Origin of the sequence: Saccharopolyspora spinosa NRRL 18395 (assembly GCF_000194155.1) — a bacterium.
Taxonomy (GTDB): Bacteria; Actinomycetota; Actinomycetes; order Mycobacteriales; family Pseudonocardiaceae; genus Saccharopolyspora; species Saccharopolyspora spinosa.
Map to the genome: position 1 here is coordinate 1,900,933 of NZ_GL877878.1, position 17,909 is coordinate 1,918,841.

At 68.9% G+C, this 17,909-nt stretch carries 18 protein-coding genes and 1 pseudogene; 2 read left to right on the top strand and 17 right to left on the bottom strand.

Going from position 1 to position 17,909, the window contains the following annotated elements; all coding sequences use genetic code 11:
* Nucleotides 1-48: 48 nt before the first annotated feature.
* Nucleotides 49-612: a M48 metallopeptidase family protein gene (locus SSPN_RS0109580; RefSeq protein ID WP_010693944.1), complete on the bottom strand. Its 564-nt coding sequence runs from the start codon at nt 610-612 to the stop codon at nt 49-51.
* Nucleotides 613-839: 227 nt separating this feature from the next.
* Between SSPN_RS0109580 and SSPN_RS57615 the strand changes: the two genes are divergently transcribed.
* Entirely contained in the window at nt 840-989 is a 150-nt protein-coding gene (locus SSPN_RS57615) for a DUF5679 domain-containing protein (protein ID WP_010693945.1), read from the top strand.
* A gap of 277 nt (nt 990-1,266) precedes the next feature.
* Here the strand turns inward: SSPN_RS57615 and SSPN_RS0109590 are convergent, their stop codons facing one another.
* Nucleotides 1,267-2,157 carry an IS982 family transposase gene (locus tag SSPN_RS0109590; protein WP_010311571.1) on the bottom strand — a complete coding sequence of 297 codons (891 nt, stop codon included), beginning with the start codon at nt 2,155-2,157 and terminating at the stop codon, nt 1,267-1,269.
* Nucleotides 2,158-2,314: 157 nt separating this feature from the next.
* Between SSPN_RS0109590 and SSPN_RS0109595 the strand changes: the two genes are divergently transcribed.
* On the top strand, nt 2,315-3,625 hold the full coding sequence (locus tag SSPN_RS0109595; RefSeq protein ID WP_010693946.1) for an ABC1 kinase family protein: 1,311 nt from the start codon (nt 2,315-2,317) through the stop codon (nt 3,623-3,625).
* Between the two features lie 47 nt (nt 3,626-3,672).
* Here the strand turns inward: SSPN_RS0109595 and SSPN_RS0109600 are convergent, their stop codons facing one another.
* The 15 genes and pseudogenes from SSPN_RS0109600 to SSPN_RS0109670 form a co-directional block, all read right to left on the bottom strand.
* Nucleotides 3,673-4,557, bottom strand: a complete 885-nt coding sequence (locus tag SSPN_RS0109600) for a class I SAM-dependent methyltransferase (RefSeq protein WP_010693947.1) — start codon at nt 4,555-4,557, stop codon at nt 3,673-3,675.
* Between the two features lie 252 nt (nt 4,558-4,809).
* Entirely contained in the window at nt 4,810-5,028 is a 219-nt protein-coding gene (locus SSPN_RS0109605) for a hypothetical protein (protein WP_010693948.1), read from the bottom strand.
* Nucleotides 5,025-5,411: a WhiB family transcriptional regulator gene (locus tag SSPN_RS0109610; protein WP_010693950.1), complete on the bottom strand. Its 387-nt coding sequence runs from the start codon at nt 5,409-5,411 to the stop codon at nt 5,025-5,027. The genes SSPN_RS0109605 and SSPN_RS0109610 overlap by 4 nt, the downstream gene beginning before the upstream one ends.
* A gap of 122 nt (nt 5,412-5,533) precedes the next feature.
* Nucleotides 5,534-5,746, bottom strand: a complete 213-nt coding sequence (locus tag SSPN_RS0109615) for a hypothetical protein (RefSeq protein WP_029535148.1) — start codon at nt 5,744-5,746, stop codon at nt 5,534-5,536.
* A 146-nt stretch (nt 5,747-5,892) separates the two neighbouring features.
* The gene (locus SSPN_RS0109620) at nt 5,893-7,980 is read right to left on the bottom strand and encodes an ATP-dependent DNA helicase UvrD2 (RefSeq protein WP_010693954.1); all 2,088 of its coding nucleotides are present in this window, start codon (nt 7,978-7,980) and stop codon (nt 5,893-5,895) included.
* A gap of 257 nt (nt 7,981-8,237) precedes the next feature.
* Nucleotides 8,238-9,164 carry an NAD(+) diphosphatase gene (nudC, locus tag SSPN_RS0109625; RefSeq protein WP_010693956.1) on the bottom strand — a complete coding sequence of 309 codons (927 nt, stop codon included), beginning with the start codon at nt 9,162-9,164 and terminating at the stop codon, nt 8,238-8,240.
* Between the two features lie 25 nt (nt 9,165-9,189).
* Nucleotides 9,190-10,557 (bottom strand): M16 family metallopeptidase, encoded by a 1,368-nt coding sequence (locus tag SSPN_RS0109630; RefSeq protein ID WP_010693958.1) that lies wholly within the window; start codon nt 10,555-10,557, stop codon nt 9,190-9,192.
* Nucleotides 10,554-11,882, bottom strand: coding sequence for a M16 family metallopeptidase (locus tag SSPN_RS0109635; protein WP_029535149.1), 1,329 nt, complete (start codon nt 11,880-11,882; stop codon nt 10,554-10,556). Before SSPN_RS0109635 ends, SSPN_RS0109630 begins: the two co-directional genes overlap by 4 nt.
* 179 nt (nt 11,883-12,061) lie before the next feature.
* Nucleotides 12,062-12,880 carry an ESX secretion-associated protein EspG gene (locus tag SSPN_RS0109640; RefSeq protein WP_029535150.1) on the bottom strand — a complete coding sequence of 273 codons (819 nt, stop codon included), beginning with the start codon at nt 12,878-12,880 and terminating at the stop codon, nt 12,062-12,064.
* A gap of 88 nt (nt 12,881-12,968) precedes the next feature.
* On the bottom strand, nt 12,969-14,327 hold the full coding sequence (locus SSPN_RS0109645; protein WP_010693962.1) for a PPE domain-containing protein: 1,359 nt from the start codon (nt 14,325-14,327) through the stop codon (nt 12,969-12,971).
* 16 nt (nt 14,328-14,343) lie between these two features.
* Entirely contained in the window at nt 14,344-14,889 is a 546-nt protein-coding gene (locus tag SSPN_RS0109650) for a DUF3558 domain-containing protein (protein WP_010693963.1), read from the bottom strand.
* Nucleotides 14,886-15,299 carry a hypothetical protein gene (locus SSPN_RS0109655; protein ID WP_010693964.1) on the bottom strand — a complete coding sequence of 138 codons (414 nt, stop codon included), beginning with the start codon at nt 15,297-15,299 and terminating at the stop codon, nt 14,886-14,888. The genes SSPN_RS0109650 and SSPN_RS0109655 overlap by 4 nt, the downstream gene beginning before the upstream one ends.
* Before the next feature lie 316 nt (nt 15,300-15,615).
* Nucleotides 15,616-15,984 (bottom strand): Scr1 family TA system antitoxin-like transcriptional regulator, encoded by a 369-nt coding sequence (locus SSPN_RS0109660; protein ID WP_272941755.1) that lies wholly within the window; start codon nt 15,982-15,984, stop codon nt 15,616-15,618.
* Nucleotides 15,927-16,061 (bottom strand): annotated as a pseudogene (locus tag SSPN_RS61535) (Scr1 family TA system antitoxin-like transcriptional regulator); the annotation flags it as partial. The gene SSPN_RS0109660 and the pseudogene SSPN_RS61535, both read right to left, overlap by 58 nt.
* Nucleotides 16,062-16,246: 185 nt before the next feature.
* On the bottom strand, nt 16,247-17,869 hold the full coding sequence (locus SSPN_RS0109670) for a DUF2207 domain-containing protein (protein WP_010693967.1): 1,623 nt from the start codon (nt 17,867-17,869) through the stop codon (nt 16,247-16,249).
* Between the last annotated feature and the right edge of the window lie 40 nt (nt 17,870-17,909).

Below are 17,909 nucleotides of genomic sequence, written 5' to 3' on the forward strand. Positions count from 1 at the left end.
TGATCACCCGCGGTAAAGCCGCGTGACGTGCCGAAGCCGCGCGGGCTCTCAGCAGCCCGCCGGCGCTTCGGCTTCTTCCGCGTCGTCGTCCAGGCCGATGCCGAGCTGGGCGGCCGCCGAGAGGCCTTCGAGGTACCCGATGGCCCGTTCGGTCCTCGGGTACCGGCGCACCCACTTCCAGAAGTCGGCGCCGTGGCCGGGCACCAGCAGGTGCGCCAGCTCATGCACGAGCACGTAATCGAGCACCCATCCGGGTACATCTCGGAGGCGCTGACTCACCCGAATGGTGGCCTCGCTGGGCGTGCAGGAAGCCCACCTCGTGCGCATCGGTGGCACCCACCGGACACCGCGCGGTTGCGCCCGGCCGTCGAGGTACTTCGCGGACAGCTCGCCGCACCGCTCGACCAGCGCCTCGTCGGATTCCCGCGCGGGCGAGCGCCGACGCGTCTCACTGCGCTGCAGGCGGCTGAGCATGTCCGCCACCCAGCGCTTTTCCTCCTCGCGGCTCATCCGCGCCGGAAGCAGCACCACGATCTTGTCGCCGTCGCGATATGCGCTCACCGTCTGTCGGCGGCGCTTGCTGCGGCGCACCTCGACCTGGGGTTCAGCCACGGGAGTGGACCTTAGCGAGTGGTCCCGACAAACGGTTCCCCCTGTGAGCCGATCCTCAGCTCCTACGCATCGCAATCCCCCGAGGGATTACTCCGTTAAGTCGAACATGCGATGCTCTTATTGCATGCATGTCGAATGATCCACATGTAGCGTTCCTCCAGCCGCCCGGACGAGGGCCGCAGACGACCCAGCGACGACGCTGGATCACGAGATGAAGGAGGGGAGCCGTGGCCGAGACGTACAACGGCTACTGCGTGAAGTGCCGGGAGAAGCGCGACTTTTCCGGTGAGGTCTCGGAGACCAACGGTCGCCGGATGGCCAAGGGCACCTGCCCGGTCTGCGGCACCAAGATGACCCGCATCCTCGGTAAGGCGTAACCGGGCACGGGTGGGCCGCCGCAGGGCCGCCCACCCGCCCGTACCACCCGACGCGCTTCGCCCCAGCGTTCGACGCGCACCGGCTATGCGCCGGGGCGTCGGGGGAGTATACGCGTATTCAGCGCGAATCGACGGTTCCAAGGCTCGAAGTGCCGACTCGCTCCCCCTTGTTCGGCACACGACTGCGCCCGGTGGCGCAAACATGGCATCCAACGCGTCGATCACGGCCCAAGGCGCCGCAGGGAACCTCTAGATGATTGATTCCGTGAAGTTGGTGTTAGTGGTCGTAGGCAATGAGTGATCGTTTGCTGGTCACGCCGGTGGTCCAGTTGTGCCAGATGCCGGCTGCCATGGCGAGCAGGCGTTGGGCGACGCGGGTGAATACGCCGGCTGGGGTGCGGCCTCCGTGATGTTCGAGGCCGAGTTGGCCTTTGAGGGTCTGGTTGACTGACTCGATCCACTGGCGTACGCCACCGAGGTTGCCGTTGCGATAGGTCTCGTCCTTGCGGTCCGGGCGCAGCAGACGCACAGCCTTTTCCTCGGTGAGTTCCTTGAAGGATTTGCCGGAGAATCCCTTGTCTGCCAAGAGGACTTGGCCGTCTCGGATGAGTGGGTGGTTGTGGTCGAGCAGCGCGGCGAGGACCTGGCGTTCGCCGATTTTGGGGTGGGCCAGGCACCACATGATCGGCATGCCGTCGCCGGTGCAGACGAGGTAGAGCTTGAGGCCCCAGTAGAACCGGGAGTGGGAGGCGCAGTAGCCGTAGCCGGCGTGCCCGGCCAGATCGGACCGTTTGACGGTTTCCCGGGACATGCCGCAGGGCACGGGGGTGGCATCGGTGATCCACAGATCGTCGAACCAGGACGGGCAGCACGAGGCCAGTATGAGAATGGTTTTGCACAGCAACGGTTCCGCAGATTTGAGCCGTTTGTGATAGCCGGACTGTTTCGGCAGGAAGCGGAACATCGCCCGCCACTGCGGAGTGCTGTGGATATGCCGAATCCAGCGGCGTTCGCTGTGGTAACCCAGCAGTACCTGGGCCACCGCCAGGCACACGAGTTCGCTGTCGGTCAGTTCGGGTCGGCGACCACGGCCGGTACGGGCTGGCGCCACATGGTCGTCGACCAGCACGTACAGTGCGGTCAGGAGGGTGTCTAGGTCATTGCTCACACATTGATCTTGGACGCCCTCCTCCCATGTCCACATCCCGGCCCCACTTCACATGATCTTCACGGAATCAATCATCTAGCATGTGACTGGGCTTCTCGAGTTCGAATGAGTCTTCGGACGTCGAGAGGGTTTTCCTGCGCGCACCAAAGGAGAATTCGTGGCCGACATCCCCCGCCGGGCAACACACCGCACCGCGAAACTCGCCAGTCTGCCGCTCGGTGTCGCAGGCCGCCTGGCCGCTGGTTGGGGGAAACGGCTCACCGGGCAGAACCCCGCGGAGATCAGCGCCGAGGTGTCGGCGAAGACCGCTGAGCAGTTATTCGCGGTCCTGGGCCAGCTCAAGGGTGGCGCGATGAAGTTCGGCCAGGCCCTGAGCGTGTTCGAGGCGGCCGTGCCGGACGAGATGGCCGGCCCGTACCGCGAGGCGCTGACCAAGCTGCAGTCGGCGGCCCCGCCGATGCCCGCCAGCAGCGTGCACCGGGTGCTTGACGAGCAGCTCGGGCGCGCGTGGCGGAAGCGCTTCGCCGAGTTCGACGACACCCCGGCCGCGGCCGCGAGCATCGGGCAGGTGCACCGCGCGACCTGGCACGACGGACGCGAGGTCGCCGTCAAGGTGCAGTACCCCGGCGCGGACGAGGCGTTGCGCTCCGATCTGCGCCAGCTGATGCGCTTCTCCCGGCTCTTCCAGTCGTTAGCGCCCGGCGCCGAGGTCAAGCCGCTGCTGGCGGAGCTGCAGGACCGCATGGTCGAGGAACTCGACTACCGCACCGAGGCCGACAACCAGCGGGCGTTCGCCAAGGTGTTCCACGGCGATGACGACGTCCGGGTGCCGGCCGTGGTCGCCAGCGCCCCGAAGGTGGTCGTCACGGAGTGGGTGACGGGCAAGCCGTACGCGCGGATCATCGCCGACGGCGATCGCGCGGAACGCGATGCGGCGGGCCGGCTGCTCGCCGAGTTCCACTACTCCGCACCAGCCCGGGTGGGCCTGCTACACGCCGACCCGCATCCCGGCAACTTCATGCTGCTGCCGGACGGCAAGCTCGGCGTGATCGACTTCGGCGCGGTCTCCCGGCTGCCCGACGGCCTGCCCCCGACGTTCGGCCGTATGATCCGGCTCGCGCTGGAGGACAGGCCCGCGGAGCTGCTGGATCTGCTGCGCGCGGAGCGGTTCGTGCAGGGCGACCGGGAGATCCAGGCCGAGGACGTGCTGGCCTACCTGGCACCGTTTGTGGACCCGGCCCGGACGCCGACGTTCCACTTCACCCGGCGCTGGTTGCAGCGCCAGGCGGAGCGGGTCGGCGACCTGCGCAGCCCGGACTTCCGGACCGGGCGCTCGCTGAACCTGCCGCCGGACTACCTGCTGATCCACCGGGTCACGCTCGGTGCGACCGGAATCCTGTGCCAGCTCGACGCGGAGGTCGGGGCCCGCGACATCATCGCCAGTTGGCAGCCGGGCTTCAGCGACTGACCCCGGCGCTGGATCTTCCGAAGGGAAATTGCGTTCCCTGGTCGGCGTCAGTCCTCAGGTCGGGTGCCGAGGTGGACCGTGTTGGCCGCGAGGTAGTACACGTCGTCGCGGTTCCCGGCGTAGTGCTCGCCCGACTCGTCGAGCAGCTGGTCGAGCGCGGCCAGATCCGCTGGTCCGACGCGGTTCTCGGCGTCCCGGCGGAGGAACTGCAACCGGCGCAGCACCGCCTGGCGTCCGGTTCCGGAGACCGGAGCCGGACGGTCCACGAGGTAGCTCCACGACCGCACCTCGGCCAGGCCGGCCTTGGACAGGGCCTTCCCCCACCCCATCGGCAGCCGGACCGAGCCGGTCATCTCCGCCCGCATCTGCCGGAACCAGTCCTCGCGGGCGGCGATCAACCGGGCCTCCAGACCCGGCTCGCTGAGGCCGACGTCCGGCGGCAGCACCCTCGTTTCGAGCCCGAACTCGACGACCGCCAGCCGCCCGCCCGGGCGCACCAGCTTCGTCAGGCGGCGCAGCCCGGCCAGCTGGTCGGGCAGGTGGTGCACGACGAACGCCGCGAAGACCAGGTCGGCCTTGACCGGAGCCCCGGCCCGTTCGAGGGCTTCGACCAGCGAGTCCTCCGCGGCGTCCGCCTGAACGGCGTGGACCTCCACCCGGTCGGAAACCCGCTTGACGCGGTCACCGGCCGCCGCGAGCAGCTGCGATGCCGCGTCCACGACGGTCAGCACGCCACCCGCGTCCGCCAGCGCCGCCGCGAACGCCGCCGCCGTCCCGCCCGCCCCGGCACCGACCTCGATCACGGTGCGATCGGTCGGGCGCAGCAGCTGGGCGACGAGTTCGGCGATCTCCGGCGCGTTCAGCTCGTCACCGTCGCGGAGTCGCTGCAGGTGCTCGTCCCAGTCGATGTTGTCGTGCGAATGTCCGGCCACGGGGCATCACGATACGGCCAATGCCCCGGCAGGTGCTTGGAGTTTTCAAGGTGCGCGAACCGTCGAGCGCGCATCGAGGTTCGTTCGGCGGAGCTGATTCCCAGCCGCCGCCACGACCGCGGGGTTCCCGACCGGTGTGCCCGGCCGGGAACCGTCCGAATGAGACGACGACTGGAAATCCTTTTCGGTGCGGGATGGTTCAGCGGCGCGCGACTGACTTCGCCCGCCGAGCCGATCTCGGCCTCGGCGGGCTCAAGAACATCGGGCCGCGTGTTCCGCGCGCCGACCGGCGTAATCGGCGAGCCAACGCCACCAGCGGCCGGCGGATATCTGCCGCGCCAACCGATGTCGGTGCGCTTCGTCCATCAGTTCGTTCATTCGTATCCGGGACAAGTCCTCGGGCATCAACATTCGTACCTCGTCCTTCATCCGGGTGTCGGTGATGGGTTCGGGAATTCGGTCGTAGGTCATGCCGCCCGCTCCTGACGCCGTCGCTCGGCCGCTGCGGCGGCCGGTGCCTCGGTCGGCAGCGGGTGCTTGCGGGGACGGCCACGGGGGCGCTTGCGGGCGACCACCGCGCCTCGCTCGAAGATCTCGCCGCCCCAGACCCCCCAGGGCTCACCGCGCGACAGCGCACCGGCCAGGCATTCGGTCTTGATCGGGCAGTCGGCGCACAGCGACTTGGCCTGGTCCAGCTCCCGCGGGTTTTCGGCGAACCACAGGTCCGGGTCCTGACGGCAGGGCAGGCGGCTGTCCAGCAACGTCGCGGAGCCGTCGAAGAGGCCGGCCACGGTGTCCCCGTCCGGCAGCAAGCCCTCGCCCGCGCTTGATATCGGCACACTCGCGGTCAACATAAAACTTCCTCCTGTAGTCGGTCGGCAGCAGTTTGTGGTTGTGGATGGCGGAAAACCAGGAACAACAAGAAGGCCGCGGACCCGATGCGGGGTCCGCGGCCTTCGAGAAGCCTGGGAGATTCCTAGATCAGTGGATCAAGGAATCGCCAAAGAACGGACCGCCGTGGGTCGACCACGGTCAGCGGCAGCGCGCGGAACCAACGCGGGTTGAGCTTTCGGCCATAGCCGGCATCGTGTTCGGCAACAGCTGGGAACGGCGCGAAAGTAACGCGGAACAGCGCGATTGCCCCGGCCATGAGGTGGCTCGGGGTGCTCGACATCAGAATCGTGGACACCAGGCCACCTCCCTTCGGGGTTCAGGCCGCGGTTTCTTCCAACCACGGCTCGCGCTCTTGCAGGTTATTGGCACAGCCGTGCCGGTCGCAACGTATTTTTCGAAGAATCCGCTCGATCGTCTGAAAAACCTGCGTCACCAGGCATTTCAGGGCGTGTCGCGGCGCTCACCCTGGATCAGCGCGAGCACGTCGGAGCCGAACTTCTGCAACTTCGACGCGCCAATCCCGGAGATGCCCACCAGTGCGGTCTCATCCAACGGCCGCTGCTCGGCGATCGCGGTCAGCGTCGCGTCGGTGAACACCACGTAGGCGGGGACCTTCAACTGCCGGGCGCGTTCGCTGCGCCACGCCTTCAGCTGCGACAGCAGGTCCTCGTCCACATCGGACGGACAGTCGGCGCAGCGGCCGAGCTTGATGTCCATCGTGCCCGCCAGCGTGGCGTTGCAAACGCGGCAACGCGGCTTCGCGGACTTCGCCGGTCGCGACAGCAGCTCGCGCTGCTTTACCTTGTTGGGCAGCGCCGCCGGGTGCTCGTCCGGCACCAGGCTGTACAGGAAGCGGCTGCGTCGCCGGTAACGACGCCCACCCGCGCGCGCCAGCGCCCACGACAGGTAAAGGTGCTCGCGGGCGCGGGTGACCCCGACGTAGAGCAGGCGGCGTTCCTCCTCGACGCCTGCGTCGGTGTCGGCGTGCTGGATGGGCAACGTGCCTTCGACCAGCCCCACCAGGAAAACCGCGTCCCACTCGAGGCCCTTGGCGGCGTGCAGCGAGGCGAGTGTGACGCCTTCGACGGTTGGCGGGTGCTGGGACTCGGCTCGCGCGTCCAGCTCCGCGACGTAGCGGGACAGGCCCGCGTCGGGCACCGTCGCGGCGAGCTCCTCCGCGAGCTCCACCAGCGCGATCAACGACTCCCACCGCTCGCGCGCGGCACCACCGGCAGGCGGCTCGTGGGTCAGCCCGACCTCACGCAGCACCGAGCGGACCGTCGCAGGCAAGTCCTCCTCCTCGGCGCCGTGCGCGACTGCGGCGCGCAGCGTGACCACGGCCTGCCGCACCTCCGCGCGTGCGAAGAACCGCGCACCACCACGCACCTGGTAGGGGATCTCGGCGTCGGAGAGCGCCTTCTCATAGACCTCCGACTGCGCGTTGACCCGGAACAGCACGGCGATCTCCGACAGCGCAACACCCCGCTTGGCCAGCTGCGCGATCTTGCGGGCGATCGCCTCGGCCTCGTCGGTCTCGTCGTCGTACTCGGCGAAATCCGGGCGCGGCCCGTCCGGGCGCTGCCCGACCAGCTTCAGCCGCGTGCCGGCCGGCCGCTCCCGCGCGGCTCCGATGACCTGGTTGGCCAGGCCCACCACCTGCGGCGTGGACCGGTAGTCCCGCTCCAGACGCACCACAGTCGCTTCCGGGTACTTGCGCGGGAAGCCGATCAACCACTTCGGCGAGGCACCCGCGAACGAGTAGATCGTCTGGTTCGCGTCGCCCACCACCGTGAGGTCGTCGCGGTTGCCCACCCAGGAGTCGAGCACCCTCTGCTGCAGCGGGTTGACGTCCTGGTACTCGTCCACGACGAACGACCGGTACCGGCTGCGGAACTCCTCCGCGATCTCCGGCTGGTCCTCCAGGATCGCCGCGACGTGCAGCAGCAGGTCATCGAAGTCCAACACCTGCGCCCGGTTCTTCAGCTGCTCGTAGGCCGCGAACGCCTTGCTGAGCTGCTCCGGCAGCACCGGCACGTCCCGCCCGGCGGCGGCCGCGACGGCCGGGTACTGCTCGGGGCCGACCAGCGACGACTTGGCCCATTCGATCTCGCCGGCCAAATCGCGGACGTCCTCCCGCTCGGTGGACAGGCCGAGCTTGTTCGCGGCCTGCATGACCAGCCGGAACTTGTTGTCCGTCAGTTGCCACATCTGGGTCTCGTGCACCCGCGGCCAGAAGTAGCGCAACTGCCGGAAGGCCGCCGCGTGGAAGGTCTGCGCCTGCACCCCCGCCGCGCCGAGCGCACGCAACCGGGTGCGCATCTCCCCCGCCGCCCGGGCCGTGAAGGTCACCGCGAGCACCTGGTTCGGGGCGACGAGCCCGCGCTGCACGAGGAAGGCGATGCGATGGGTGATCGTGCGGGTCTTGCCGGTGCCCGCACCCGCCAGCACGCACACGGGGCCGCGTGGTGCGATGACCGCCTGCCGCTGCTCCGGATCCAACCCTTCCAGAAGTCGCGGCTGCTCGGTCATGCCCGGCATCTTCGCAGACCGCCTCCCCCGTTCGAGGCCACACCCCAGCACCCGACATCGCGTGTCGGAAATCCCCGCAGAACGATTCGCACGCAAATCCGCGCCGGAATGCGCTCCTGAGCGGAGGCACTCGGCGGAAGTTCGCACGTACCGGCACCGGGCTGCGGGAGCCCGAAACCGGGGCGGGAATCTTCACCGCCGAACCCGGACGCCGTCGGAGGGCTGGCCGGGGACACGCCCCGAACAGCCCTTCCGCGTCAGTCGTTCCAGGTGGCCCAGCCCTTGATCATGCGGTAGGCGATAGACACCCCGGGCGGGAGCCGCAGGCCGTCGACCGGTCCGCCCTCCGACTTCAGGGCCGCTCGAACCGTGTCGCGGTGCACCCAGCGGGCGTCCTCGATCTCGCCGTCGGCCGGCGTAAGCGGCGCGGACCGGTCCGCGATCGCGGCGAAGCCCAGCATCAGCGACCGCGGGAACGGCCACGGCTGGCTGCCGAGGTAACGGACGTCCGCGACCGCGACGCCCACCTCCTCCGCGATCTCGCGCGAGACGCAGGCTTCCAGCGACTCGCCGGCCTCGACGAACCCGGCCAGCACCGAGTACCGCTCCGGCGGCCAGACCGGCTGGCGGGCCAGCAGCACGTGGTCCGCGCCGTCGTGCACCAGGCAGATCACGGCCGGATCGGTGCGCGGGTACTCCTCGCGGTCGCAACCGGTGCAACGCCGCGCCCAACCGGCGCGGACCCGCGTGGTCGCCGCCCCGCACACCGCGCAGTAGCGGGCGCTGTCGTGCCAGCCGAGGAGGCCGACCGCGGTGGTGAACAGCCCGGCGTCGGTGTCGTTGAGCAGACCACCGCCGGTGCGCAGGTCCCGCCAGTCGTCCTGGGCGCCGTCGTGCTCGCTGCGCAACGCCCAGTAGCTGATCTCGCCCTCAGCGCCGAGCAGGACCGCATTCGGGGCCGGACGTTCGCCGAATTCGCGCGCGGGGTGCACCACCAGCCGCGAATCCGGGCCGATCTGGGTGCGTCCCCGGGCGTCCACCAGGACGACCCGACCGGCCGACCACAGCTCCGCCCCGCCGTCCGGGGTGTCCCGCAACGTCTCCCTGCGATCCACAGTGGACCTGGACAGCAGGGGCGCGGCGTCCAGCTGGAAACCCGCCCCGGCGACCACGTCGGAAATCATTTGCCCGCCTCACCGTCCACGCACGTCATGGCAACGCCACACCCCCGAGCAGTCGAAGCTGGTCGGCGAGCTTGTCCGCATCACCGACGACAACACCGGTGAACGCGGTCGGGGTGAACCGCCGCGCAGCCTCGCCCACCTGCTCGACCGTGATCGCCCGCAACCGCTCGGGGTGCGCGAGCAGCCAGTCCTGCCCCAGGCCCGCCGCGGCCAGCGCGACGAGCGTGGACGCCATCCCGGACTGCGAAGCGGTCGAGGTGAGCAGGCTCCCGATGGCGTACTGCCGGGCCGACTCGACCTCCGATTCGGTCGGTGGCACCAGCGCCAACCTAGCCAGCTCGTACCGGGTCTCCAGCAGCGCGGCCGCGGTTACCTCGCTGGCGGTGTCGGCGTCGACGAGGACCGTGCCGTTGCCCCGGGTGAACTCGAACGACGAGTGCGCGCCGTAGGTGTAGCCCTTGTCTTCGCGGATGTTCTCCACCAGCCGTGAGGAGAAGTAGCCGCCGAAGACCAGGTTCGCGATCTGCAGAGCCGGGTACTGCGGGTCGGTGCGCGACAACGCCTGGGCGGAGAACCGCAGCTGCGACTGCACCGCGCCGGGCCGGTGCACCAGCCGGACGTCGCCGCCGCGAACCGCCGGCAGCGACGGGAGTTCGCGCGCGGTGTCCTCGGACTGCCAGCCCGCGAGGTTGCGCTCGACGGCAGCCACCGCCTGGTCCGGGTCGATGTCGCCGACCAGCACCAGCACCGAGCCCCGCGGCAGCACGGCTTCGCGGTGCAGCGTGCGGACCTCCTCGGCGCTGACCCCGGCGACGTCCTCGGCCTGCGGCACCTCGCGGACGAACGGGTGGTCGCCGTAGCGGTGCCGCTGCAGCTCCTCCCGCGCGATCACCCGCGGCTGCGAGCGCGCGACGGTGATCCGCTCGACCAGCCGGGTGCGCTCCCCCTCGACCTCCGCATCGCGGTACACCGCGCCGGTCAGCGCGTCCGCGAGCACGTCGAGCAGGGTGTCCAAGCCGGTTGCCAGCGCGTCGCCGGTGACGCTGAGCCGCTCCGGATCGACGGTCGCGTGCAGGTCGCCGCCCACCGCGGCCAGGTCCGTGTCCACCTGCACGCGGTTGCGGCGCTCGGTGCCCGTCAACAACGCCTCGGCCAGCAGCTCAGCACGGGCCGGGTGCTTCTGGTCCTCACCGGCGAACGGGATCCGCAGCCGCAACTCGACCATCGGGACCACGCCGTGCCGGACGGCGATCACCCGCAGCCCGTTGTCCAGCACGGTGTCCACGGCGGCCGGTGCGCGGCCGATGCGGGGCTCGCCGAGCGGCGGCAGCGGCCGCGGGCCAAGCTCGGTGCGGCCGATTTCCTCGGCACTCCGGTGCGTTGCGCGGGTCATGCCGCACCTCCTGTCGCGTTCTCGTCGCCTGCGGGTTCGATCTCCAGCACCGCGCGCGCATCGGGCCGCAGCGCCTTCGCCGCCGACGCGACGCTTTCCGCGCTGACCTCGCCGATCAGCCTCGGCAGCTCGGAGATCAGCTCGGCGCGACCGTGCAGTAGTTCGGCGCTGCCCAGGTCGAGGGTCCGGGTGACCACCCGGTCGTGCTCCCGGTACAGGCTCGCGGCCCAGCGTGCCGTGACGCGGGACAACTCGTCCGCGCTCGGGCCATCGGTGGCCAGCTTCTCCAGCTCCTCGTCGATCGCGCCGACGACCCGGTCGAGCTCGACCTCCGGGGTGTGGATGGCGGTGAGGGTGAACGTGTCCGGGTCGCGGGCGTCCAGCGGGGCACCCATCAGGCCGCAGCCAGCGTGCACGTCCACCACGAGCGCGTCCTGGTAGACCAGGCGCTGCTGCAGGCGGGAGGCGTCGCCGTCGGACAAGATCGCCGCGAGAACCACGTTCGCCAGGTAGGCATCGAGTTCGGAAACCGGGTCGGGCAGGCGGTGGCCCAGCGCGACGGCGGGCAGCGGCGCGTGCGGGTCGGTGTGCTTGCCGCGCAGCTCGCCGGCGGGGAACGGCTCGGCGAAGGACGGCCGCGGCGCGACGTTGCGCGTCGGCACGTCACCGAAATGCTTGTTGACCAGGTCGATGGTCTGCTCGACCTCGATGTCACCGACGATGGTCAGCACCGCGTTGCCCGGCGCGTAGAAGGTGTCGAAGAACGCGGCGCAGTCGTCGACGGTCGCCTGTTCCAGGTCGGTGAAGTCGCCGTAGCCGTTGTGCGCGTTGGCGAAGGTCGAGTAGAGCACCGGCGGCAGCAGGATCCACGGGAACCCGCCGTAGGGGCGGTTGAGGACGTTGAGGCGGATCTCCTCCTTCACCACGTCCACCTGGTTGCGCAGGTTCTCCTCGGTGATCTTTGGCGCCCGCATCCGGTCCGCTTCGAGGAACAACGCCCGCTCCAGCGCCGCCGACGGCAGCACCTGGTAGTAGTCGGTGTAGTCCTGGTGCGTCGAACCGTTGAACGTGCCTCCGGAGCCCTGCACGTGCCGGAAGTGCGCGAGTTTCTCCAGGCTCTCGCTGCCTTGGAACATCAAATGCTCGAAGAGGTGCGCGAAACCGGTGCGCCCCTCCGGTTCCGAGCGGAAGCCCACGTCGTAGTGCACGCTGACACCGACCACAGGAGCCTGCCCTGACGATGCTCGGCCCGCTGCCGAGTCCGGTGCCAACACCACGCGCAGCCCATTGGGCAAGGTAACGCGATGCAGCTGGGGTTCGACCATGCCATGCAGCCTACGTGCGGACTGTCAAGCCGTGTGTGCCCCCTTCGCCACTCTTCGTCGATTCGTGCTGACTGCGCGTGGGCACCGGCCCTGGACGACCGCGAGCACTTCTGCGACATCCAGAAGTGCTCACGGGGTCCTGATCAGGCGGAGCTTCCTCGCGAGGCCTGCCAGCGCGGTCAGCGGACCTGGGCGATCATTGAATCGATCTCAGCCCCGATCGTGCGAGCATCGGCCGGCAGCAGCGCGAAGACCTGCTCACCGCTGCTGCCTCGCTCGACCCGGTTCAGATAGCGGCCGTCGGGCTCGGGGTTGTCGAACCACGACACCATCTGCGAACGCTTCCGGCGGCCGTACTGGTCGCGCACGTTCGCCGCGATCTGGCCGATGCGCTGGTGCGGGGACTGCCCGATCTCCTCGTAGAGCTTCACCTGCAGATCCCCGCTGCTGCCGCGCGTCGGGGTGGCGGACTGCATCACGCTCATCTGGTCGAAGTCCTCCGGCGGCGCCTGCACAAGCGAACTCTGCGGGACGCGCACCGGCCCGCGACTGCCCGGCTTGGAGGGCGGCAGCGTCGCCAGCAGCACCTGCGGCAGCGGGACGTTCTCGTGCACCTCGACGGTCAGCATGCCGCCGCGCTGCGGGTCCTCGCTGGGGGTCTGCACGCCGAGCACGACCCGGTTACCCTCGGTGAACACCGCGAGCGCCCGCCAGCAGTGGTCGGTGCCGATCTGCGGGAACCACAGCGAATCGACCCACAGGTACGGGGTAGCCAGCGTCTTCAGCGCGGCGACGAGCGGCGGCGCCACCTCGTCGTTGATCACGACGCCCGAGGAGGTCATCCGCTCCAGCTCCGCCACCGCGATCCGGCTGAACTGGTCCGCGGTATACCCGACCGACCGACTGCTCAGCGGCAAGGTCAAACCGTCGATCCGCAGGTACTTGAGCACGATGTCCAAGTGCACCGGCTGAAGCTGCCACCGCCCCAACACACTCACTGCGCTTCTCCCCTTTTTAATTCGCCCGCTGCACGCGCAGATGACCGGTGGCGCGGCAAACGGCCAGCACCACCGGCCATCGTTGGGATCACTCCCCCAGAACCGGCGGGGCGGTCCTGGGCATGTCGTTCATCCAGATGTCGTCCTGCTCTTCGAGCCAGGACGGGCGCTCGTGCTCCTCGTCCTCGCCGCCCTTGCCGCGCTGGCCGGCACCACCCATGCCGCCCATCGCGCCGCGCCCGGCACCAGCGCCCCGGGCACCTGCCGCGCCCGCACCGGCACCAGCCCCGGAACCGAGTCCGCCGACACCCGCGCGGCCACCAGCGCCCATGCCACCGGCACCGGCCCCGGCACCCAGCCCGCCAGCCATGCCGCCGACCATCCCGGCACCGACACCGCCGCCCGCACCGCCACCACCCGGCATACCACCACCGGGGAGCCCGGTTCCGCCACCGCCGGGGAACCCGGGCCGATCGGCCCACTGGCTACCGGTTCCGGAAGGCGTGGTGTAGCCGCCACCGGGGATACCGCTACCGACATTATTGGGGTCGTATGCACCGACGGGGCGCCCGCCGCCGGGAATGTCACCGCCGGGAATACCGGTACCGATGCCACCGCCGGGAAGCTTCCCGGTCCCGCCGCCCGGCATCCCGCCGCCGGGTCCACCACCGGGATTGCCGGGACCTCCACCGCCCCATTCCGTGGGGGGCGGCGGCGGCACCGGCGGCGGCTCCTTGGTGTTGCCGTCCGGCCCCTTGTACTGCGGCATCTTCGCGTCGACCTGGGTGAGCGTGGGGCTGTAGACGCGCGCCATCGTCTCCTGCGCGGCCTTCTCCGCCTGCTCCTGCTCCTCCATCTGGCTGAGCGCGTTGATGCCACCGCCGGCGATACCGAACGGAATCGAAGCGGAAGCGGCCTCACCCCAGCTGAAGCCCTTCGGCTTCTCGACCATCTTGCTGGCCTGCCCAGCGGCCTCACCTGCGGCGTGCAGGTTGTTCCCGGTCATCTCGAAGGCGTCGGCGCTGGCCTTCATCCAGTCGGAAGCGGGCTTGCCGACCTCACGAGCGTTGCTCGCGGCCTCGCCTTCCCAGCCCCCGTCGACGATCTTGGCGAGGTCCGTGGCGTAGTTGTTCCCGCGCTCGCGCAGTCCCGTGGCCAGCTTCTTCCACGCCTCGGCGACCTCACCGACCTTGCCCTGGTCGATCGACTCCTGGTTGGTCTTGTAGATCTGCCCGTGGCTGAAGCCAGACCAGTTGAGGCACTGCGTGATAGCCGGCGAGTCGTAACTCGCGACGTTGAGGCCGGAGTTCTGCTGCGCCAGCTGCGCTTGCTGCTGCTGGGCGACCCGGCTGGCCTCTTCGCCATGCTTCTTCCGGTCCTCTTCAGCGGCGCTCTCCCAGCCGAAGACCCGGGAACCCGCGTTGTCGAGGGTACTGAGAAGTCCCATCACTCCCCCTGTCTAATCACTTCGGCAGCCGAGAAGCCGTTTGGTTCGCGATCTTCTCGACCTCACCACAGGGATCCGCCAAGGAATCGCGCATGTAACCGGTAACCTGATACAGGACGATGCCGCCGCCTGCAGATACAACGGTGACGCAGCCGCCCTGGTCCTTAGCACCAGCCACGATCATCCGAGCGGCGTCGCGGCCTGCGATCTTGATTTCCGTGTACTCGTCATGGCCGCCACCCTCGCCGAGGCTCTTCACAGTCTCGTCGGCGTTCTTCTGCAGAGCGAGACTCATCTTCTTCCCAGTCCACGAACAGCCCGGCTGGAAACTGACCTGCGTGAACTCTTCGCTCTGAGTGGAAAGCCCATAGGACGTCAACTCGTCGGGTTTGAAGAACGTGCACGGATCAAAGCTCGCCAGCCCGGAACCTGATTCCGAAGTCGGTGCGGCCGAAGTCTCGTTGCTGCTGCCGCCAGTCGGACCGCCACTCCCGCACGCCGAAAGCCCGAACAGGGCCAAGCCGGCAGCCGTCGCGATCAGGGACCGGGAAAACGTACTCACTGAATACCTCGCCTCAGATCGTCGGCGTTCTGCTCGTCGGTGGCACGGTAGTCCCTAGCGGCGCCGCGGAACGCCTCCGCCTGCTTCTTCAGCTCGTCCTGCATGTCACGGATCAACTTCAAGGCTCCGGCATCCGGATCGCCCGCCTTGTCCTCGAACCGCTTCGCCAACTGCTGGCCATCGGGATAGTTACCCAGCCCCTTGACGGTGTTAAGAGCCTGAGCGCTCTGCCACAGGCGGAAAAGCGCGTCGATCTCGTCTTCGCAACGTTTGGCGGCTCGTTCGGCGACCTCTGGGTCCAGCGACAGCTTGCCCGCGCCGACCTGCTGGTTGATCCACTGCGTGCGGCTGCTGATCGCCTTCAGCCCTTCCTTGGCTGCGGCGAACCCACCTACGTCTGCGCTTGCCATCCCAGACCCCTCTGGACTCTGCGATCTCCCCCGGAAACGATGAACACTTTAACCTGACGCAGGGGCGTCCGTAACGGTTCCCGACAAACCCGAAGTACCTCCGCCTGCACCCGTTCGGCCGCAGGTCACGGAGGCGTCATGATCTGGCGTCTCGCGGTTACGGTCAGCGATCACGTGAAGCGCAGAAACCTGGGTTGGAACCAGCTTTGCGACGCCCCTGCTCCTCGATCACTGGACCACCTCACCCCAGGTCGTCGGCGGTTTGCTCGGGTGGCGTTGCGACCATGCCAGGTCGTCTTGGTCCCGCTTTGCTGCCTTACCGCAGGTCGAAGCGGCCCTCTTTGACGTTGCCTAAGAACTCCCGCCAGCGGGTAAGGAAAATCTCGCCCTTCGAGACATATGGATCGAGGGTCGCGAACTCGTACGCCGCGAAGAAACCTTCGAGACCGGTGTACGCGCCTGCGCCGACCGGGATGACCCAGATGCCGGCTTTGGGCAGGTAGGCGCAGCTGATCAGGTGTTGGAGCTGAGCGCGCATGACCCCGACTCCGCCAATGCGCCGTCGCAGCGCCATCTCATCGATGACGAAGTTCGCTTCGGGACCGTTTGGCCTGGTAAAAAAAGCGCTTGGCGGCCGATCCGCGTCAAGACGCGGCGCTCCACCCCGCTCTCTGGCCGGTCCAATGTGGAAATCCTCTGCCGGGCATAGCTGGCCGTTTGCAGCAGTCCCGGGACGGGAGTTACACCAAAGTCGGTGATCTCGGTGGCTTCGCTTTAAAAGACCATGATGTTGGCGAGCTGGTGGGCGAACTCGTCGCTGGTGCGTGACGGCTCAGGGCAGCATGCCGGGAGCGGTCGGGGCAGTCTCACCGTCGCGCAGGTCATGGCCGCCGTCGAGCGGGCGCGGTGCGCCGAATACGTTGGGCGGCATCGGTTGCGCGGGTGAGTCAGTGTTTGACCAGCTCGTTCAGCTTCGCTGCCAGGGCCGGGAAGGTTTCGCGGAAGCGTTGCAGGTTCGGGGTTTCGGCCGGGCTTCCGTACCAGTACAGGCCCGGCGTTTCGTCAGCTCCCGGGTCCAGTTCCGCGAATTCCGCCAGCCAGCGGTCCGTTTCGCCCAGTACCACCGCGTACGGCAATGAACGGGAGAACACCGTCTCGCGGTCCGGCGCCGGCAGGGAGCTCACCGAGACGTCGTGCAGGTAGCCGCGCAAGCCGCGCACCTGCACGACGAGCGCGCTGCCGCGGCGCGTTCGGGCGGGCATCAGGCGTGCGCTGAACATCATCGCGATGCCGCCGATCACCACCCCGATCCCGAGCAGCGCGAGGGAGCTCGTCAGCGCCAACACCGCGGTCAGCGCCGCGCCACCGATGATGACGCCCAGTCCCGTCCACCAGAACCGGTTCCGATCGGCGTCCGGCCGCCGCGCGAACCACTGCTTGTCCACGACCTCCGCGTACAGCGCCGTTCGGACCGCGTTGGCGTCCAGGTCGCGGAGTTGGGACAGCTGCACCTCCGCGGCTTCGCCGACGAGCAGGTCGCAGACCGCTCGCTCGAACGGCCGCAGCGACTCGTCCGCCGGGTTGAGCCGCACGATTCGCCAGTCCTGCTCGGGGAGTTCCTCGATCCACAGGTAGTTGCGGACCGCCAGGTCGATGATCGTCGCGGTGATGTCGACCGGGTCGACCCGCTCGTCGATGACCGTGCCGATCTGGCCGGGCAGCACGCCGTCCGGGGAGGCGAACGTGATCGCGCCCCGTGAGTCGGTCATCAGCAACTCGACCTGGTCCGCGTCCTCCGCGAACGCTTGCACGTCGCGGCCGCGGGCATACCAGACGAGCCCGAGGCCGCCGATCAGCAGCAGGCCGATCCCGGCCAGGCCCGCGGCCGTCGCCGGCGTCAGCGAGAACGCCCGCGCCAGGCTGAAGTACTCCTCGGTCACCGCGTTCGCCGGCACGGTGCCGGCCGGGACCTTGAAGGCGATGTCCATCCGGTCGCCGGGCTTCAGCCCGTACGTCAGCGCGTGCATGGACTGGGTGTGGGTGATCTCGAACTGGGCGCAGCGGTCCGCGCTGCCCAGCGGGCCGGCCAGGCACATGATCTCCTGCGGCACCTTCGGCGACAGCAGCGACACCTCGACGCGGTCCACCGGCACGTTCCAGCCGCCGGACACCTGCCAGCGAACGGCCTGCAGATCACCGGTGTCGGCCACGGCGCCGCGAACCGAGTACTTCAGCGTCGAGACCCCGGGCTGTAGCGTCAGGTGCACGTTGTCGGAGCCCACTTGAACCGCGCCGCCGCCGTCCACCACCGCATCGGAAACGGTGAACACGCGGTCCGCGCCGGGCCCTGCGGACTGCCGCAGCGGCATCGTGCGTTCCACGTGCCGACCTGGGGGAACGTTGATCTGCTCGGTGACCGATACCTGGCCGTCGCGCTCCAGTTTCAGGTGCACGCTGCTGGAAACCGTGCCAGGCAGCGCATCGACCGGCTGCTCCTGCGCTGCGGCTGTGCCGGGCGCGCCCAACAGCATTCCGGCCAGGGCGAAGGTGAGTGCCCATTTGGTCAACACGGCCCAAACGATAGCGGCCCATCGCTAAGCTCTGGTCCGC

Bases quoted from the DNA above. Each gene is read 5' to 3' on its own strand.
- SSPN_RS0109605 (WP_010693948.1), bottom strand. From the start codon at position 5,028: ATGACCTACGACCGAATTCCCGAACCCATCACCGACACCCGGATGAAG.
- SSPN_RS0109610 (WP_010693950.1), bottom strand. From the start codon at position 5,411: ATGTTGACCGCGAGTGTGCCGATATCAAGCGCGGGCGAGGGCTTGCTG.
- SSPN_RS0109620 (WP_010693954.1), bottom strand. From the start codon at position 7,980: ATGACCGAGCAGCCGCGACTTCTGGAAGGGTTGGATCCGGAGCAGCGG.
- nudC (WP_010693956.1), bottom strand. From the start codon at position 9,164: ATGATTTCCGACGTGGTCGCCGGGGCGGGTTTCCAGCTGGACGCCGCG.
- SSPN_RS0109630 (WP_010693958.1), bottom strand. From the start codon at position 10,557: ATGACCCGCGCAACGCACCGGAGTGCCGAGGAAATCGGCCGCACCGAG.
- SSPN_RS0109635 (WP_029535149.1), bottom strand. From the start codon at position 11,882: ATGGTCGAACCCCAGCTGCATCGCGTTACCTTGCCCAATGGGCTGCGC.
- SSPN_RS0109645 (WP_010693962.1), bottom strand. From the start codon at position 14,327: ATGGGACTTCTCAGTACCCTCGACAACGCGGGTTCCCGGGTCTTCGGC.
- SSPN_RS0109655 (WP_010693964.1), bottom strand. From the start codon at position 15,299: ATGGCAAGCGCAGACGTAGGTGGGTTCGCCGCAGCCAAGGAAGGGCTG.